This is a genomic window from Clostridium brassicae (genome assembly GCF_026738875.1).
In the GTDB taxonomy this organism is placed as follows: Bacteria; Bacillota; Clostridia; order Clostridiales; family Clostridiaceae; genus Clostridium_H; species Clostridium_H brassicae.
Genome location: NZ_JAPQFJ010000013.1, coordinates 78,993 through 96,291, shown reverse-complemented (window position 1 = coordinate 96,291; position 17,299 = coordinate 78,993). Strand labels below are relative to the sequence as shown.

16 protein-coding genes are annotated in these 17,299 nt (G+C 28.2%); 3 read left to right on the top strand and 13 right to left on the bottom strand.

What is annotated here, in order from left to right; translation table 11 throughout:
• The first annotated feature begins 214 nt into the window (after nucleotides 1–214).
• Both OW729_RS12785 and ylbJ read left to right on the top strand, forming a co-directional pair.
• On the top strand, nucleotides 215–1,417 hold the full coding sequence (locus OW729_RS12785; protein ID WP_268061915.1) for a nucleotidyltransferase: 1,203 nt from the start codon (nucleotides 215–217) through the stop codon (nucleotides 1,415–1,417).
• Nucleotides 1,418–1,543: 126 nt separating this feature from the next.
• A complete protein-coding gene (gene ylbJ / locus OW729_RS12780; RefSeq protein ID WP_268061914.1) occupies nucleotides 1,544–2,740 on the top strand; it encodes a sporulation integral membrane protein YlbJ in 1,197 nt (398 codons plus the stop codon).
• Here ylbJ and OW729_RS12775 read toward each other — a convergent pair.
• The 7 genes from OW729_RS12775 to OW729_RS12745 form a co-directional block, all read right to left on the bottom strand.
• The gene (locus OW729_RS12775) at nucleotides 2,720–3,247 is read right to left on the bottom strand and encodes an ATPase (protein WP_268061913.1); all 528 of its coding nucleotides are present in this window, start codon (nucleotides 3,245–3,247) and stop codon (nucleotides 2,720–2,722) included. The two genes, ylbJ and OW729_RS12775, sit on opposite strands and share 21 nt — an antisense overlap.
• A 12-nt stretch (nucleotides 3,248–3,259) precedes the next feature.
• Nucleotides 3,260–3,745, bottom strand: coding sequence for a pantetheine-phosphate adenylyltransferase (coaD, locus tag OW729_RS12770; protein WP_268061912.1), 486 nt, complete (start codon nucleotides 3,743–3,745; stop codon nucleotides 3,260–3,262).
• A 7-nt stretch (nucleotides 3,746–3,752) separates the two neighbouring features.
• Nucleotides 3,753–4,310 (bottom strand): 16S rRNA (guanine(966)-N(2))-methyltransferase RsmD, encoded by a 558-nt coding sequence (rsmD, locus tag OW729_RS12765; protein ID WP_268061911.1) that lies wholly within the window; start codon nucleotides 4,308–4,310, stop codon nucleotides 3,753–3,755.
• 134 nt (nucleotides 4,311–4,444) lie between these two features.
• Nucleotides 4,445–6,469 (bottom strand): ATP-dependent DNA helicase RecG, encoded by a 2,025-nt coding sequence (gene recG / locus OW729_RS12760; protein ID WP_268061910.1) that lies wholly within the window; start codon nucleotides 6,467–6,469, stop codon nucleotides 4,445–4,447.
• Nucleotides 6,470–6,501: 32 nt separating this feature from the next.
• Nucleotides 6,502–8,118 carry a potassium/proton antiporter gene (locus OW729_RS12755; protein WP_268061909.1) on the bottom strand — a complete coding sequence of 539 codons (1,617 nt, stop codon included), beginning with the start codon at nucleotides 8,116–8,118 and terminating at the stop codon, nucleotides 6,502–6,504.
• A gap of 267 nt (nucleotides 8,119–8,385) precedes the next feature.
• Entirely contained in the window at nucleotides 8,386–10,029 is a 1,644-nt protein-coding gene (locus OW729_RS12750) for a DAK2 domain-containing protein (RefSeq protein WP_268061908.1), read from the bottom strand.
• A gap of 13 nt (nucleotides 10,030–10,042) precedes the next feature.
• The gene (locus OW729_RS12745; protein ID WP_268061907.1) at nucleotides 10,043–10,390 is read right to left on the bottom strand and encodes an Asp23/Gls24 family envelope stress response protein; all 348 of its coding nucleotides are present in this window, start codon (nucleotides 10,388–10,390) and stop codon (nucleotides 10,043–10,045) included.
• 197 nt (nucleotides 10,391–10,587) lie between these two features.
• On the opposite strand from OW729_RS12745, the gene rpmB reads away from it, so the two are divergent.
• Nucleotides 10,588–10,779, top strand: a complete 192-nt coding sequence (gene rpmB, locus OW729_RS12740) for a 50S ribosomal protein L28 (RefSeq protein ID WP_268061906.1) — start codon at nucleotides 10,588–10,590, stop codon at nucleotides 10,777–10,779.
• A gap of 593 nt (nucleotides 10,780–11,372) precedes the next feature.
• Here rpmB and OW729_RS12735 read toward each other — a convergent pair.
• The 6 genes from OW729_RS12735 to rlmN are packed head-to-tail and all read right to left on the bottom strand — an operon-like array spanning nucleotide 11,373 to nucleotide 17,299.
• Entirely contained in the window at nucleotides 11,373–12,008 is a 636-nt protein-coding gene (locus OW729_RS12735) for a thiamine diphosphokinase (RefSeq protein WP_268061905.1), read from the bottom strand.
• Nucleotide 12,009: 1 nt separating this feature from the next.
• Nucleotides 12,010–12,660, bottom strand: coding sequence for a ribulose-phosphate 3-epimerase (rpe, locus tag OW729_RS12730; RefSeq protein WP_268061904.1), 651 nt, complete (start codon nucleotides 12,658–12,660; stop codon nucleotides 12,010–12,012).
• Nucleotides 12,654–13,523, bottom strand: a complete 870-nt coding sequence (gene rsgA, locus OW729_RS12725) for a ribosome small subunit-dependent GTPase A (RefSeq protein WP_268061903.1) — start codon at nucleotides 13,521–13,523, stop codon at nucleotides 12,654–12,656. Before rsgA ends, rpe begins: the two co-directional genes overlap by 7 nt.
• A gap of 19 nt (nucleotides 13,524–13,542) precedes the next feature.
• The gene (pknB, locus tag OW729_RS12720; protein WP_268061902.1) at nucleotides 13,543–15,471 is read right to left on the bottom strand and encodes a Stk1 family PASTA domain-containing Ser/Thr kinase; all 1,929 of its coding nucleotides are present in this window, start codon (nucleotides 15,469–15,471) and stop codon (nucleotides 13,543–13,545) included.
• Nucleotide 15,472: 1 nt separating this feature from the next.
• Nucleotides 15,473–16,222: a Stp1/IreP family PP2C-type Ser/Thr phosphatase gene (locus tag OW729_RS12715; RefSeq protein WP_268061901.1), complete on the bottom strand. Its 750-nt coding sequence runs from the start codon at nucleotides 16,220–16,222 to the stop codon at nucleotides 15,473–15,475.
• Between the two features lie 48 nt (nucleotides 16,223–16,270).
• Complete coding sequence (gene rlmN / locus OW729_RS12710; protein ID WP_268061900.1) at nucleotides 16,271–17,299, bottom strand: 23S rRNA (adenine(2503)-C(2))-methyltransferase RlmN; 1,029 nt, start codon at nucleotides 17,297–17,299, stop codon at nucleotides 16,271–16,273.

Below are 17,299 nucleotides of genomic sequence, written 5' to 3'. Positions count from 1 at the left end.
ATCCTACAATAATATATATTATACTGTATAACACATTACATATTATACTATACACCTTTTCTTAGGTATTTTTCAATAACAAAAATAAGATTTTTTAACTGTATTATATTTTTTTTTTTTCTGTATTACATTTATATTGTATATTTTTTACCTTGTTTTCATATACTATTTTGTTGTATTTAAAATTTACATATTTCTGTTAGGTGGTGCTTATATGAATATTACTGCTATAATCGCTGAATATAACCCTCTACACAAAGGTCATATTTATCATATAAACGAAAGCAAAAAATTAACTAATTGCGACGGAGTTTTATGTATAATGAGCGGAAATTTTGTTCAAAGGGGTGTACCCGCCATAGTAGATAAATGGAGTAGAACAGAAATGGCCCTAAAAAGCGGGGTAGATTTAGTGATAGAACTCCCGGTAATTTACAGTCTATCTTCTGCTGAATTTTTTGCTCAAGGTGCTGTTAGTATCTTAAATAATTTAGGAATCGTAAAAAATCTATGTTTCGGAAGCGAAAGTGGAGATGTAGATATTCTAAAAAGAATAGCACATATATTATCAGAGGAACCTTTAGAATTTAAACTTAAATTAAAAGAATTTTTAAATAAAGGTTTGTCCTTTCCTTCTGCAAGAAGTAAAGCTCTTAAATATTTTTTTAACAATACTTCTTTAACATCAGAAGTACTGTCTTCATCAAATAATATTTTAGGTATAGAATACTGTAAAAGCTTATTAAACTTAAAAAGTTCAATTACTCCATACACCATACAAAGACAAGGTGGTACCTATAATAGCACTTCATTAGAAAACAATTTTTCTAGTGCAACAGCTATAAGAAAAGCATTAAAAGAAAATAATTCAGTTTCTTCCATAGAAGACAATATTCCTTCTTGTTCATCTGAGATACTAAAAAACCTTATAAATAAAAACTCTTTAAGCTTTGCTGAAGAAATGTTTAATTTTCTCAAATTCAAAATTTTCACATGTCCTTATAATATAGAAAATTTGCCTGATGTATCAGAAGGACTTCACAATAAAATTATAAAATCTATTTATAAATCAAATTCATATAAAGAACTTATAAATAATATAAAAAGTAAAAGATATACAGAAACCAGAATAAATAGGATATTATGCCAATATTTTATAGGTTTCGAAAACTACGATACAAAAACCTTAAGGAAATCTAATGGTACTCATGCAAGAGTATTAGGTTTCAACGAAAAAGGAAAGCAAATATTAAAGATATTAAAAACTACATCTTCTATACCCATATATACTAAACTGCCTAAAATCTTAAATCCATACTTATCACTAGATATTCAGGCAACTAAAGCTTATAGCTTAATAAATAATAATATTTCACCTTTTTCAGACTACTTGTTAAATCCAGTAATGTTATTTTGATTTACTGGTAATATTATTTGTCCCTCTTAAAATATATTTATTATAAGCTATGATTTCGGAAATTTCTTATTAAGTATAAATTTCAAAATCATTTGCTATAAAAATATACTTTAAGGGGATTTTTTTATGAAATTTATAATTTTTATATTAATTATAATAATATCTTTATTGACTTTTATATTATTTAAACTCTTAATACCTAAAATAAAAAAAAGCATATTTTTTACTGTTATATCCACTATTATAATTACTCATATAATTTTCAACCCTAACATATGTCTTAATTCTTCATTAATAGGTTTAAAATTATTTGTAAACTCGGTATTTGTATACTTATTTCCTTTTCTTGTATTAATTAATATAATGATATCTTTTAATGGTGTACATATTTACTCAAAATTTTTAGGCAATATATTATGTAAACCTTTAAAACTCCCTAAAAACTGTTCTATTGTTTTGATTGTAAGCATATTGTGTGGTTATCCTTTGGGAGCAAAATATGCTTGTGATTTATACAATGATAATTTTATAGATTTTGAAACCTGTGAGCGTCTTATAAGTATAGCTTCTAATCCAAGCCCTTTATTTATAATAGGTTCTGTAGGGAATTCAATGCTACATAATAATTATATTGGTTTTATTTTGTTAATATCTTGTTATCTATCTTGCTTTATCATAGGATTAATTATTCCCCCTGAAATTCATCCTAGACTTAATAAATATAGAGATTTAAATAATAATGTTTCAGAAAGAAATCTTGGAGATGTACTAAAAGAAAGTATTGATAATGCACTAAAAACTTCTATATCCATTGGGGGCTTTATTGTATTCTTTTCAGTTATTTCTTCAATAATAAAAAACAATATCTTATTTGATATTGTTTTAGGAAATTTGTCTATATATTTAGATTTACCTTCAAACTTATTAAAAAATTTAATATTAGGATTTTTAGAAATGACAAATGGATGTAATTTAATATCCTTGAATAACATAAACATGGTATATAAAATTATATTTATAAGCTTTTTTTTAGGATTTAGTGGACTATCTATAATAAGCCAAGTATACTCAATTATATTTAAATATAATTTTTCTATAAAAAAATATATAAACATTAAATTTGTTCAAGGAATATTGTGTAGTATATTATCATTAATTCTTTATAAGATAAATTTACCTCATATAACAAATTCCGTATTTAAAGTTAATATTACAAATGCTTACTCCTTTACCTCAAATGGTATATGTATTATTTCTATTATAATTCTAATAATACCATTTGTCTTGGCAAAATTAAGTAAACTATTTAATAGTGTTTCTTAATTCATCAATATTTTGTTTAATAATATTGCTTGTTCCACTAATACTTTCCTCAATAGATTTTAGATGCTCCTCTGTTTTATTTTTAACATCTAAAATCATTTTATTACTTAAATCAGAAATTTCTTTTTCTACACCACATAAAATTTCATCTGCATATTCCCGTGCTCCAACCCTAATCACTTTTGCATCCCTCTTAGCTGAAGTAACAATTTCTTCAGCTTTTACTTTTGCTTCTCTTGTAATATCATGATTTTCTATTTGTTTTTTTAACATTACATAACTCTCTTTTTTTATCTCATCTGCTTGTTTATGGGCGTCTCTTAAAATTCTTTCTTTTTCATCACATATCCATTGAGCCTTTTTGAATTCATCTGGAAGATAATTTATTATTTGTTCTATTACATCTATTAATTCTTTTTTCTTTACCATTGTTTTACCTAAAAGAGGTACTTTATGAGATGTCTCCACTATTTCTTGAAGATATTCAAGTAATTTCATAACTTCCATCTATCTATCACCCTATTTCTTATCAATTTTAAGCATTATATCTGGTATTATTTCATTTGGAACTAAATCATCAATACATCCTCCAAACATAACAACTTGTTTAATTGAAGATGAGCTTAAATAAGAATATTTAGCACTTGTCATAAGAAAAACTGTTTCTATTGTTGCATCTAATTTTTTATTCATATGAGACATCTGAAGTTCATATTCAAAATCAGAAACCGCTCTTAACCCTTTTATAATTACATTTGAACCTTTTTCATTCATATAATCAACTAAAAGCCCATGAAAGCTTTCTGTTTTTACATTTTCAATATCTCTTGTGACTCTCTTTATTAATTCCACTCTTTCTTCTATGTTAAAAAGACCTTTCTTATCAGGATTTATTAAAACAGCTACAATTACTTCATCAAATATTTGTGAAGCTCTTTTAATTATATCTAAATGTCCTTTAGTAATAGGGTCAAAGCTCCCTGGATAAACTGCTGATCTTTTCATCTAATCCTTATTCCTCCTCATAAGCATATAAACATACTGTTGTATTGCCATACTTCCTTTTGTTTATAAGAACTATATCTTTATATCCTTCATATATATTTTCAGAAGAGTCAATTTTTGTAACTATAAGACCATCTTTTCTTAATAATTTCTTTTCAAAGACTATCTCCATAGCTGGTGGAATCATCTCTTTAGCATAAGGCGGATCAATAAATATTAAATCAAATACTTTTCCTCTTCTTGATACCTCTCTTAACGCATCATAAGAATCCATATTTAAACATGAACAAAAATCTTCAAATTTTAAACTTTCAACATTCTTTTTTAATCTCTGAAATGTAGTAGGATGTTTATCAACTAAATAGCATTCTTTAGCTCCTCTACTAGCAGCTTCTAAACCTAAGCTTCCTGTACCTGCAAATACGTCTATAATAACAGCATCTAAAGTCCTATTTTGAATTATATTAAAAATATTTTCCTTAACTCTATCTAATGTAGGTCTAGTTTGCATTCCATCAGGTGGCAATATTGTTCTCCCTTTTGCCTTTCCTGCTATTATCCTCATATTTATCCTCCTTTGTTATAACTTACTTTACTTAGTTCATATTTTAACACATATTATTTCATTATACAAAATCAATTATAATTTGCTCTATTTTTAAATAGTGTAAAAAACAACACTACTTTAAAACAGAGCTTTTAATTAAAACAAATGTATTTAGAAGTTTTATCTAATTTATTTAGTATTTCATTTTTTATATGAGAATCTTCTATTGAATCACTATTAATCATGTATTTAGCTTCGTTGCTAGCTGCTTTAAATACGTTTATATCTTCCACTATGTTTCCTAAAACAAATTCATTTTCTCCATGCTGATTTAATCCAAATATTTCTCCACTTCCCCTAAGTTTTAAATCTTCTTCTGCAATATAAAATCCATCATTGCTTTTAGCCATTATTTCCATTCTTTTTTTAGTAACATTATTATTGGCTTCCGCAATTAAAATGCAATAGGACTTTTTATGTCCTCTTCCGACCCTTCCTCTTAATTGATGCAATTGAGAAAGTCCAAATCTTTCCGCATTTTCAATTATCATTAAAGTAGCATTTGGAACATTGACACCTACTTCTATTACTGTAGTAGCTATTAATACTTGTATATATCCATCTTTAAATTTTTTCATAATATTTTCTTTATCTTTAGGTACCATTTTTCCGTGAAGAATCTCTAAATTTACATTACTAAAGACTCCTTCTTTTAACTCGTGATACAGTTTATCTACAGAAGTTATGTCCATATTGTCATTTTCTTCTACCAAAGGACATACGATGTATACTTGCCTTCCATTATTTATTTCATTTAGTGCAAACTTATATACCCTTCTTCTCATATTTTTTTCTACATAATAAGTATCTATTTTTTTCCTTCCTGGTGGGAGTTCATCTATAGAAGATACATCTAAATCCCCATATAAAGTTAGAGCCAAAGTTCTAGGTATAGGCGTCGCACTCATAACTAAAACATCTACATTTTTATCCTTATTAAACAACCTACTTCTTTGATTCACACCAAATCTATGTTGTTCATCTGTTACAATCATTCCTAATTTTTTAAATTTAACATCCTCTTCTAACAAAGCATGAGTTCCAATTATTATATCTATTTCTCCATTTTCTAATTCTTCTTTTAATCTTCTCTTATTTTTTAAGGTAGTACTTCCACAAAGTAATTCTATATTTACATCAAATTCTTTTAAAAGTTTTTTTGCTTCTTCATAGTGTTGTATAGCTAGTATTTCTGTAGGAGCCATTAATGCTGTTTGATATCCATTCTTTACCACATTAAATAAAGCAATAAGAGAAACTATTGTTTTTCCACTTCCTACATCTCCTTGTACAAGTCTATTCATAGAAATATCTTTTTTGGAATCTCTTAATATTTCTCTTATGACCCTATTTTGTGCATTAGTTAAATTAAATGGTAGCATTTCTTTCAAATTCTTTAATTCTTTTGCAATAGCAAAAGCATTTCCTTGATTGTTTCTTAAACTTTTCATCATAAATAATTTTAGTGAATAAGTAAAAAACTCTTGAAATTTCAATCTTTTTTTAGCCATTTCTAACTCTTCTTTATTACGAGGATTATGTATATTTTTTATAGCTTCATCTAGAGAACATAAATTATACTTTTCTATGATTTTCAAAGGCAAGTTTTCTTTGATTTCTATATTATTAAAAATCCATGTATTTGTTTTAATAAAAAAATTATTATTCAAATTATTTTTTAATAAATATTTAGGTGAAATGCCCTTTACATTGTTCTTATCTATAATTTTAGGATTTAATAATATTTTTTTGCCTCTCTGTATTTCTAATTTACCTTGTAAATTATAATCCTCTCCTATTTTAAAACTCTTTTTTATATAAGGCTGATTAAACCATTTAGCCTCAAAATTTGTTCTTCCATCACTAAACACCATAGTACTAATAGTCATATTTTTTCTTACATAAATATCTCTTTTAATAAATTTAGCTTTTGCTTTTATAATAATTTTTTTAGATTCTCTTATCTCATCAATTTGGCTATAATATTCGTTATGTTCATAGTCTCTTGGAAAATATAATAAAAAATCTAGTATATTAAAAATACCACATTGATTTAATACCTCTTTTGTTTTAGGTCCAATCCCCTTTAAAGTACTTATATCATCATAAATATTCACAATTATCCCTCACTAATTTATTAAAAACTTTTTTAAATAGTTTGTTTTTTCACATTTAAAGAATTCATTACTAAAATATCATTTTCTTTTATTACTGTTTTTCCCCTAGGTATAATAATTTTTTCATTACGCTTTATCATAACAACAATTTGATCTGGATTAGGTGAAAACTCAGAAATTTTCTTTTCTCGCCATTTGCTGTCTGAGGTAATTTTTAATTCAACAAGATGTACTGCAGTCTCATCTTGAAATGCAGGAGCGCTTAAAACAGCAATATCATTTTCCAGTAAAGTCGTCCTACCACTTGGAATAATAATTTCTTTATTTCTTATAAGCATTACAATTAATGTATCTGGTGGAAATGTAATTTGTCGTAACGCCTTATTTTTCCATGGATGGCATGCCGTAATAGCTAACTTTATAAATTGTACATCTGTTTCCTCGGTATAGTCATTAAAAGTTTTTAAAACATTGACATTATTATCAATCATTTTGAGTTTATTTGCCATAATTGGTATCAATGTCCCCTGGAACGAGATTGATAGAAGAACAATAAAAAATACAATATGAAACACGTCATTCTTTGTATATGCTTCACTTACTGTAACCATAATTGCAAATACAATAGAAGCAGCGCCCCTAAGCCCTGCAAATGATACTAAAATCTGTTGACGTATTGTGCATTTTGTAGGTGTAAGTAGTAAAAAGACAGCAACTGGCCTCGCTACAAATGTCAAGAACAATGTTATTGCAACAGATATCAGCAGAACAGATGAAAATTGAGATGGAAATGCTAAAAGACCAAGTAGGAAAAATATCAACATTTGCATAAGTCCTGTTACTCCATCAAAAAAGTGAACTAGGGATTGCTTGTTTTTTATATTAGCATTGCCCAAAACAATTCCAACGATATAAGCACTCAGGTATCCATTTCCTCCAATTAAATCTGGAATAGCATAAGCTAAAATAGCAACTGCCAAAACAAATGCAGCATTAAATCCCTCGGTTGCAAATTTGAAATGCCTCAATACAAAAACTCCACCCAAGGCTACTATAATACCAATAACTGAACCATATGCCATTTGTGCAAAAACCGTATATGCCACAAATCCTAGATTAGCTTTACCACTCATAATTGACAACATAATTGTAGTCAACATATATGAACAAGGATCATTACTACCACTTTCCAATTCCAATATGGAGGCAGTATTGTCTTTGAGATTCAATTTTTTAGATCGTAATATAGAGAATACTGAAGCGGCATCGGTTGAACTAATTACAGACCCCATCAATAAACTCTCCATAAATTTCATCTTTAACACAAAATAACAGAACACCCCAGTAAGTCCTGCAGTAAGAACTACTCCTACCGTAGAAAGTAAAATAGATTTTACAGCAACAGGTCTAGCTTCACTCCACCTCGTTCCAAACCCACCATAAAACATAATAAAAATCAGAGCCACAGAACAAATTTGTTCCGCAAATCTATAGTTTTCAAAAGAAATTTTAAAAAGTCCATCAGAGCCAAAAATCATTCCGAGCACAATAAATGCTAAGAGCGTAGGAACGCCAAGTTTACTTGAAATTTTATTGAACAGTACACATATAACAATGATAATAGATGTAATTAAAAGATAAATTGACAAATATTCGCCTCCTATAAACCTAAAGAATAATGTAAATAAGTCCTGTTATATCAAATAATTTAGATTATGCAAAAATTTTCTTACTGTTTAATATATTATACTAATAAAGGCTATGAGAAGCAATCACGCCAACCTTCAGCTACCTTAATGAATAAAATTTTTAACTAATTTAGATCTTAAAAATCATATATTCTTAATTTATTTTCATTAGTAGTCTGACCTTAAATATATCATAATCAAAATAAGAAAAAAAAGCCCTTAGGCTTTTTATTCAACAGATACTATGAAATAATATAAAGGTTGCTTTCCACTATAACATTGAATATCAATGTCTGAATATTTTTCTTCTAATTCTTGTGCAAATTCTTCAACTTTTTCTTCATCACAATCTTTTCCATAAAAAATTGTGATAAGTTCACTATCTTCACTTACCATATTAGATATAATATTCTCACAAACATTGTATATGTCTTTTCCTACTTCATTAATCTTTCCTTCAACCAATCCTAAAACATTACCTTCTTTAATAACCTTGCCATCCATTTCCGTATCTCTTACAGCATAAGTTACAGATCCTGTACTAACAGTACTTATAGCTGAATTCATTGCATTGGTGTTATCTTCTATAGTACCATCAATATTGAATACTGTTACTGCAGTTATACCTTGTGGTATTGTCTTTGTTGGAATTACAACCACATTTTTTTCAGCAATTTCAGCTGCTTGTTGTGCTGCCATAATAATATTTTTATTATTAGGAAGTATAAATATATTTTTTGCATTTATATTATTTACAGCTTCTAATATGTCCTGAGTACTAGGATTCATTGTTTGACCGCCTTCAATAACAAAGTCAACACCAAGATCTTTAAATATATTTCTAAGTCCTTCTCCCATAGTAACAGCTATAAAAGCACATTCTTGAACATCTTTCTCACTACTTGTTTCTTCTTTAGTAGTAGCATATTCTAATTCAAGAATCTTTCTATGTTCTTCTCTCATATTATCAATTTTAATCTTTGATAATTCTCCTAACTTTAATGCTTGTGAAAGTACATCCCCAGGATTATTTGTATGAACATGAACCTTTATTATATCATCTACACCAACTACAATTATAGAATCTCCTATAGGTTCAAGGAAATTTTTAAAATCTAAAGATTTTTCCATTGCACTTTGCGTATTTATAAAGAATTCTGTACAATAACCATATTTTATATCTTCTGATTTTATGGTTGCTTGGGCTGGTTTATTAGTTTCACCCAAAGACTGAGTATATTCGATTCTTTCAGCCTGAATGTTTTCTTTTAATGCATTATACATGCCTTTTAAGATAATTAATAATCCCATTCCTCCTGCATCTACAACTTTAGCTTCTTTTAATGCAGGAAGCATTTCAGGTGTTTTATTTAATACAATTTCACTGTGTTTGCATACTTTATTTAAAAGTTCTACTATATCAGTTTCATTTGAACTAACAGCACTTTCTCCAGCTGCTCTTACTATAGTTAAAATGGTCCCTTCTGTTGGACGCATAACTGCCTTATATGCATGATTTGCTCCCTCTTCTAAACTATTAGCAAAGTCTATAGCATCAGCACTATCTTTACCCTCAAATCCCTTAGCTATTCCTCTAAATATTTGAGAAAGAATAACTCCTGAATTACCTCTGGCACCCATTAATGCTCCTCTAGCAACCTTTTTAGCTATTTCTGATATAGAGGCACTATTTACATCTTCTATTTCCTCTACCGCACTTCTAAAAGTCATAGACATATTTGTTCCTGTATCTCCATCCGGAACTGGGAATACATTCAAAGAGTTTACAAACTCTTTCTTTTCTTCCAAGTTGTTTGAAGCATTTATTATCATATTACGCAAATCATGTCCATCTATCTTAAAACGTTCCAATTTTAGTACCTCCTTAGACCCTTACACCTTGAACATTGACCGTTATACTTGAAACCTTTAAACCCGTATATTTTTCAACATTGTATTTTATTTTTTGTATTATATTATTAGCAATAACAGATATCTTTGTTCCATATTCTACTATAATGTATAGTTCTATAGATAATTTATCATCTCTGCTATTAATTTTTACACCTTTACTTAAACTTTCTTTCTTTAATATCTCCCAAAGACCATCCTTAGCATTCTTTGAAGCCATACCAACTACTCCATAACATTCCATAGTTGACAGTCCAACAATATTAGCCAAAACTTCATGGGTATAATTTACAGAACCCATTTCGTTAGTTAAACCTAACATATCTATTCCTCCTTAATCTGCGTACATAATACTTATTTTATATTATATACATAATTTTATCAAGAAAATTAATCACATTAATACTTATTCTTACTATTTATTTTATATTTTACTTGCCAAAAACATAATAACTGTGCTACAATAAAATACGTTCTATGGTATGGAATTTTTAACTTCAGTATAGGAGGTGTTTTTAGATGTCAAAAGTATGCGAAGTATGCGGAAAAGGCGTTATAGCAGGTGTACAATACAGCCACTCTCATCGTCAATCAAAAAGAAGATGGGCTCCAAATATAAAAAGTGTTAAAGCTATAGTTAACGGAACACCTAAAAGAATAAAGGTATGTACTAGATGCCTACGTTCAGGAAAAGTACAACGTGCTATATAAGCAAAAAAAAATGCAATTGACAAAAGCAATTGCATTTTTTTATTTTTTGATATGTTCTAAACAAAAATTGTCTTTTAATACTAATCAAAGCATTGAATTGAATCTGAACACTCACCTCTTAATCCTTACTTTTTGGTAAAAATTTTTATTATTTTAGATAAAAACTTAGGAAGTTTAATTGCTATAATTTTCATAATAACCTCCAACCTCCCATTACTACAACTTAGATTTATCCCATACCTAACCATTCTAATACTCCCATCTTTTTTTAAGTGGGAGTATTAGAATGGCACGATAATGGATAACCGGTTCTTTGTTTAGAATGAAGCAAAAACTTCACCCGAAACCAAGAGCCCTGTTTATACTCTTCTATTCATTATATGTATAATTATTATTTAGGTTACAAATATTTTTTAATATCATTATTTTATTTGTAGCCAATTATAAAAAACTAGTGAAAGGATGAATCTTAATTAAGGTCCATACCTTCACTAATTTTCCAATTACTATTTTAGCGAAAATAAACACTATATTTTTAATCTTTAGTTAAAAACTAATAAGTTACTAATTAATCCATTAAGTCCTTTATTATTTTAGTCTATGGAGTCAATAACAAGTAAAACTCCTTTATCAAAACTTATTTTCACTTCTTCCTCTAAAAACTCATTAGAAATAGTAACTGGATTTCCTACTTCTAAATAAAATTTGTTTAAAGGATATTTTGCTCCAATTATAGTTAAATTCTTTACATTATTATAATAGGCAGCTAAAGAAAATGTTTTTCCTTTTTCTCCATATATAGTTATCGGTTTGTCTATTATAGTAATAACATTATTATCATCTTTTATGTATGAAGTAATATTTTTCCGTAAACATTTTAAAAGCATACCTAAATTTCCCAAAAGATGATCCACTCTTGTTCCAGTACATCCTAAGAAAATTATTTCATCACATCCAAGTTCAATAGCTTTATTTACAGCAATCTCAGTATCCGTGTAATCTTTTTCTGGATTATACTTAATTATTTCACATCCTCTATCAGTAAAATAACTAAGAACCTCTTTATCAATAGAATCAAAATCTCCCATTAATATATCAGGCTTTATGTTATATTCATACAAACAATTAGCACCACTATCTGCACAAATCAAATATGAAGCTTCCTTTAACTCTTCTTCAATTAACTCATAAGAAGGTGGATTTCCCCCTGATACTATTATACCTTTCATATTAGAATCCTTCTTTTAAATTTTTTATATTTTCTTCAATTTCTCCATTTTTAAATACTGCAGAACCAGCTACAATGACATTTGCTCCACACTCAACAACTTCTTTTATATTATCTACTCCAACCCCACCATCTACTTCTATTAATAAATCTTTGTTACATTTTTCTGCCATTTTCTTTACTTCTCTTATTTTATCTGAACAGTATTTTATATATTTTTGTCCTCCAAATCCAGGGTTAACAGACATAATTAAGACCATATCTACAATTCCTATTAGATGTTTTATTGCTTCTACAGGAGTAGCTGGATTTAATGAAATACCTGCTTTTATTCCAAAACTTTTTATGTAATTTATAGTTCTATCTAAATGCTTTTCTGCTTCATAATGAATAGTTATTATATCAGCTCCTGCTTTAACAAAATCCTCAACATATCTTGACGGCTCTTCTATCATTAAATGTACATCAAAAGGTAATTTAGTGATAGGTCTCAAACTTTTCATAACTGGAATTCCAAATGAAATATTAGGAACAAACATTCCATCCATTACATCTATGTGAATTAAATCTGCACCGTATTTTTCTAATTTTATTGTGTCTTCTCCAAGTTTTGCAAAATTTGCTGATAATATAGATGGTGATAATTTTACCATTTGTTCTTACCTCCGTTTATAACTTCCTCTAATGTTCTAGTATAAAATTTATATCTATTTTCATCAATTTTTTCTTCTTCTACTGCTCTCTTTACAATACATCCTGGTTCTTTATAATGTAAACATCCATTAAATTTACATTGATGTTCATAATCCCAAAATTCAGGAAAATAATCTTTTAAATCTTCTTTTGATTCAATAGTTAAATTAATACTTGAAAAACCTGGTGTATCAACTACAAATCCTTCACATACTTCTACTAATTCACTATGTCTTGTAGTATGCTTTCCTCTTTTTAGTTTTTCACTTATCTCTCCAGTTTGCATTACATCTTTTCCAACTATATTGTTTAATATAGTTGATTTTCCTACACCTGATGGTCCACAAAAAACCGTTATATTTCCTTTTAATTTTCCTCTTACCTCTTCTAAGCCTATACTATTTTTAGCATTTAAGAAAATATACTCATATCCAGCCTTTTTAATCATTTTTACTGCTTCATGCTCTTCATAACTATCAATCAAATCAATTTTATTAAAACAAACAACTGCTTTTATATCTTTAATTTCACATTGAAGCAAAAATTTATTTAAAAGGTCTAAATTTATATCTGGATTTTTCATTGCAAAAACAACAAATGCTTGAGTAATATTAGACACTAACGGTCTTACTAATTCGTTCTTTCTTTCATAGATTTTTTCAATAGCGCCTTTACCTTTATCCAGAGTTATTTTTACTCTGTCCCCAACAATTGGGGACAGACCATCCTTTCTAAATTTCCCTCTAGCCTTACATTCAAAGATTTCATTATTAATTTTAACATAATAAAATCCCCCAATTCCTTTTACTATTATTCCTTCCATATATCCTCCTAAATGTATTTTAAGGATTTGGTTCACTCCTCAATCTTATGGTAGTTCCTTGTGGAACTTTTTTACCTGGAGATACACTTTGAGCTGTTATTATAAAATCTCCTTTACCACTTACTTGTATATTCAAGTTATTCTGTGCGGCTATACTTTTAGCCTCACTTACCGTTTTATCTGTAAATTTAGGTACATCAACTAAATCTTTATTCCCATAAGCATAATAACTTAAGTTAATTACTGTACCTTCCTTTACTTGTGAATTTGCTTCAATGCTTTGCACAGAAACTTTACCATCTAAACTTTCATCGGATGTTGGTATTTTAGTAATTGTCCCAAGCTTTAACTTTGATGATTCTAATATTTCCATAGCTTCGTCAAATATTTTATTTACTACATTTGGTACTTTAACAGTTTTCACTTCTAATCCTCTACTAACTACTAAATCTACAGTTGTATTTTCTCCGATTTCTGTTCCAGGTTCAGGTGATTGATCACACACACGATTTTTTTCTATATTACTATATTCATAAGTTGTCTTACCTAATTTCAAGTTGTATGTCCTAAGATATTCTTTAGCTGCTTCAATTTCTACATCCATTAGATTTGGTATGGCAGCTACTCTAGGCCCAGAACTAACAATTACTCTTATTTCTTCCACTTCTCCTGTATTAATTTCTTTTCCTTCCTCTGGAAAACATTTAATAACTACACCTTTAGGTTTATCACTACTTTCTGTAGATGGAGTAAATTTAAGTCCTAAATCCTCTACTTTCTTTCTAGCCTCATCTTGACTAATTCCGATTATTTTAGGTACCGTAACGTTTTTACCTTTTTTACTACCTAATTTGCTTTGTGAATAAAAATAAGCTGTCATACCTATTATGAATATGGAAAATATAGCCAAACTACTAATTATAATCTTTTTTGTCTTACCGCTTATTTTCGGTTTGTTTTTTAGTGACTTATGTTTATAGTTATTGTCTTCATCTTCTTCGTATTCTTCATCTTCATCATTCACATTTTTACCATAAGTAGCTTTATCTATAACAGTTGTAGCATCTGTTATAGGTTTCATAACTCTTGTATATTCATTTTCTTTATTTTCAAGAGTTATCTTAGAATCTGGGTTATTTTTAATTTTTTGAAGATCTACAAATAATTCATTAGACGTATGATATCTTTTGTATGGCTCTTTCTCAATAGCTTTCAATATAACATTATTTAAACTATCTGGGATATCCGGATTTATCTCCTTAGGTGGTACAACTGGTTCTTGTATATGTTTTAATGCTACTGAAACAGGACTTTCTGCATCATACGGAACCTTTCCTGTAACCATTTCATACATTACTATTCCTAAAGAATATATATCAGTTTTGCAATCTACAAAACTTCCTTTTGCTTGCTCTGGAGAAAAATAATGGGCAGACCCTATAACTCTATCAGAATTGGTTATTGTTACAGAAGAAGTAGCTTTAGCTATACCAAAATCAGTAACCTTAATTATACCATCTTTAGTAACTAGTATGTTATGTGGCTTTACATCCCTATGTATTATATTATTATTGTGGGCACACTCTAATGCTTTTGCTATCTGCATAGCAATAACAATAGCTTCATCAGTTTTTAACACTTTCTTTTCATTTATAATTTGCTTTAAAGTTTTCCCATCTACATATTCCATTACTATATAATTAATTCCATTTTCAGAGCCTATATCATATATACCCACAATATTATTATGAGACAAGCTTGCTGCAGCTGATGCTTCATATTTAAATTTTTTTACAAATTCTTCATTATCGGAATATTGGTTTTTTAGAATTTTAACTGCAACAAATCTGTTTAACAGGTGGCACTTAGCTTTATATACTTCAGCCATACCACCTTCTCCAATTTTTTCTAGTAATTCATACCTATTTCCTAGCCTAGCTCCTATCATCTTAGCACTCTCCTCCAAATATCAAAACTGAGATATTGTCTCGTCCACCTTTGTTTTTGGCTAATTCTACCAGTAATTCACAAGCTTCTCTATTTTTATTCTTTAATATTATATCATACATTTCATCTTTATTAACTTCATTTGTAAGTCCATCTGTACATAAAATAACCTTTGTAATTTCGTCCCTTTTTCTAATAAAAATATCAATTTCTACACTTTTCTTTGTACCTAGAGCTCTTGTGATTATATTCTTATTTGGATGATTATTAGCTTCTTCTTCAGTAATACTTCCATCATCAATTAGTTGTTGCACTAAAGAATGGTCTTTTGTTATTTTTTCAACACCTCTTTCATCAACTATAAAGCAACTACTATCTCCTACATTAGCAATTACAATATGATCACCTTTCAATAAACAAGCTGTAATAGTTGTTCCCATACCATTCAGTTTATCATTTTTCTTCGATTCACTATAAACAACTTCATTAGCATATATAATTGAGTTTCTCAAAGTTTCAACAGCATCATCAATCTCATATAAGCCTTTTATGTAATTTATACAAGACTCTACTGCCATCTTACTTGCGATTTCTCCAGCATTATGTCCACCCATTCCATCTGCAACAACACATAATTGAAAAGCCTCATTGCCATAAAAATCAAGGTAATCTTCATTTATCTCCCTTACATTACCTTTATCCGACAAATAACCCACAGTGCCTTTCCCATTATTTTGCCTGTAAATATTCATAAAAAATTTACCTCCATAATACCTTCCAATTATTATATTAAATAAAGTTTACTGTTTCATGTATTTCCTTCTAAGTTGACCACAAGCTGCATTGATGTCTGAACCCATTTCCCTCCTTATTGTAGTTTCTATTCCTTCATTTGTCAAAATACTTTTGAATTTATTTATCTCATGAGCTTCTGATTTTTTATACCTATTCTCTTTTATTTCATTTATAGGTATTAAATTCACATGGCAGTTGATTTTTTTTAATATAAAACTTAATTCTCTAGCGTTTTCTTCTTTATCATTAAATCCCTTTATTAAAGCATATTCAAAAGTAATTCTTCTTTTAGTTTTATTAAAATAGTATTTACAAGCTTCCATTATTTCTTCAATTGTATATCTATTAGCTATAGGCATAGTGTTTCTTCTTATCTTATCATTAGGAGCATGTAAAGAAATAGCTAATGTTATTTGAAAATTTTCATCAGCAAGCTCTTTAATTTTAGGAACTATACCACAAGTTGATAAAGTAATATGTCTTTGACCAATATTTACAGTATCTTCTGAATTAACTAAGTTAATAAATTTTAAAACATTTTCATAGTTGTCTAAAGGTTCTCCGCTCCCCATTAAAACAATATTAGAAATTCTTTCTCCTATTTCTGATTGAGCCTTTAAAATTTGTGCTATTATTTCACCTGAAGTTAAATTTCTTACCATTCCTTCTATAGTTGAAGCACAAAATTTACATCCCATTCTACATCCAACTTGCGTTGATACACATATAGAATTTCCATAACTATATCTCATAACAACAGATTCTATTATGTTACCATCTTCATATTTAAAAAGAAATTTTTTAGTATTATCTATATTAGAAGTAAATACCTCTAATACTTCAGGTATACCTATATAAAAAGCCTCTTTCAATCTTTCTATAGTTTGTTTTGATATATTAGTCATTTTTTCAAATTGAAAAACTTCCTTTTTATATATCCAATCAAAAATTTGCTTAGCTCTAAACTTACTTTCTCCATTGTCTTCCATCCACTTTTTTAGTTCTTTTAAATCCAAATCTAAAATATTTATCAT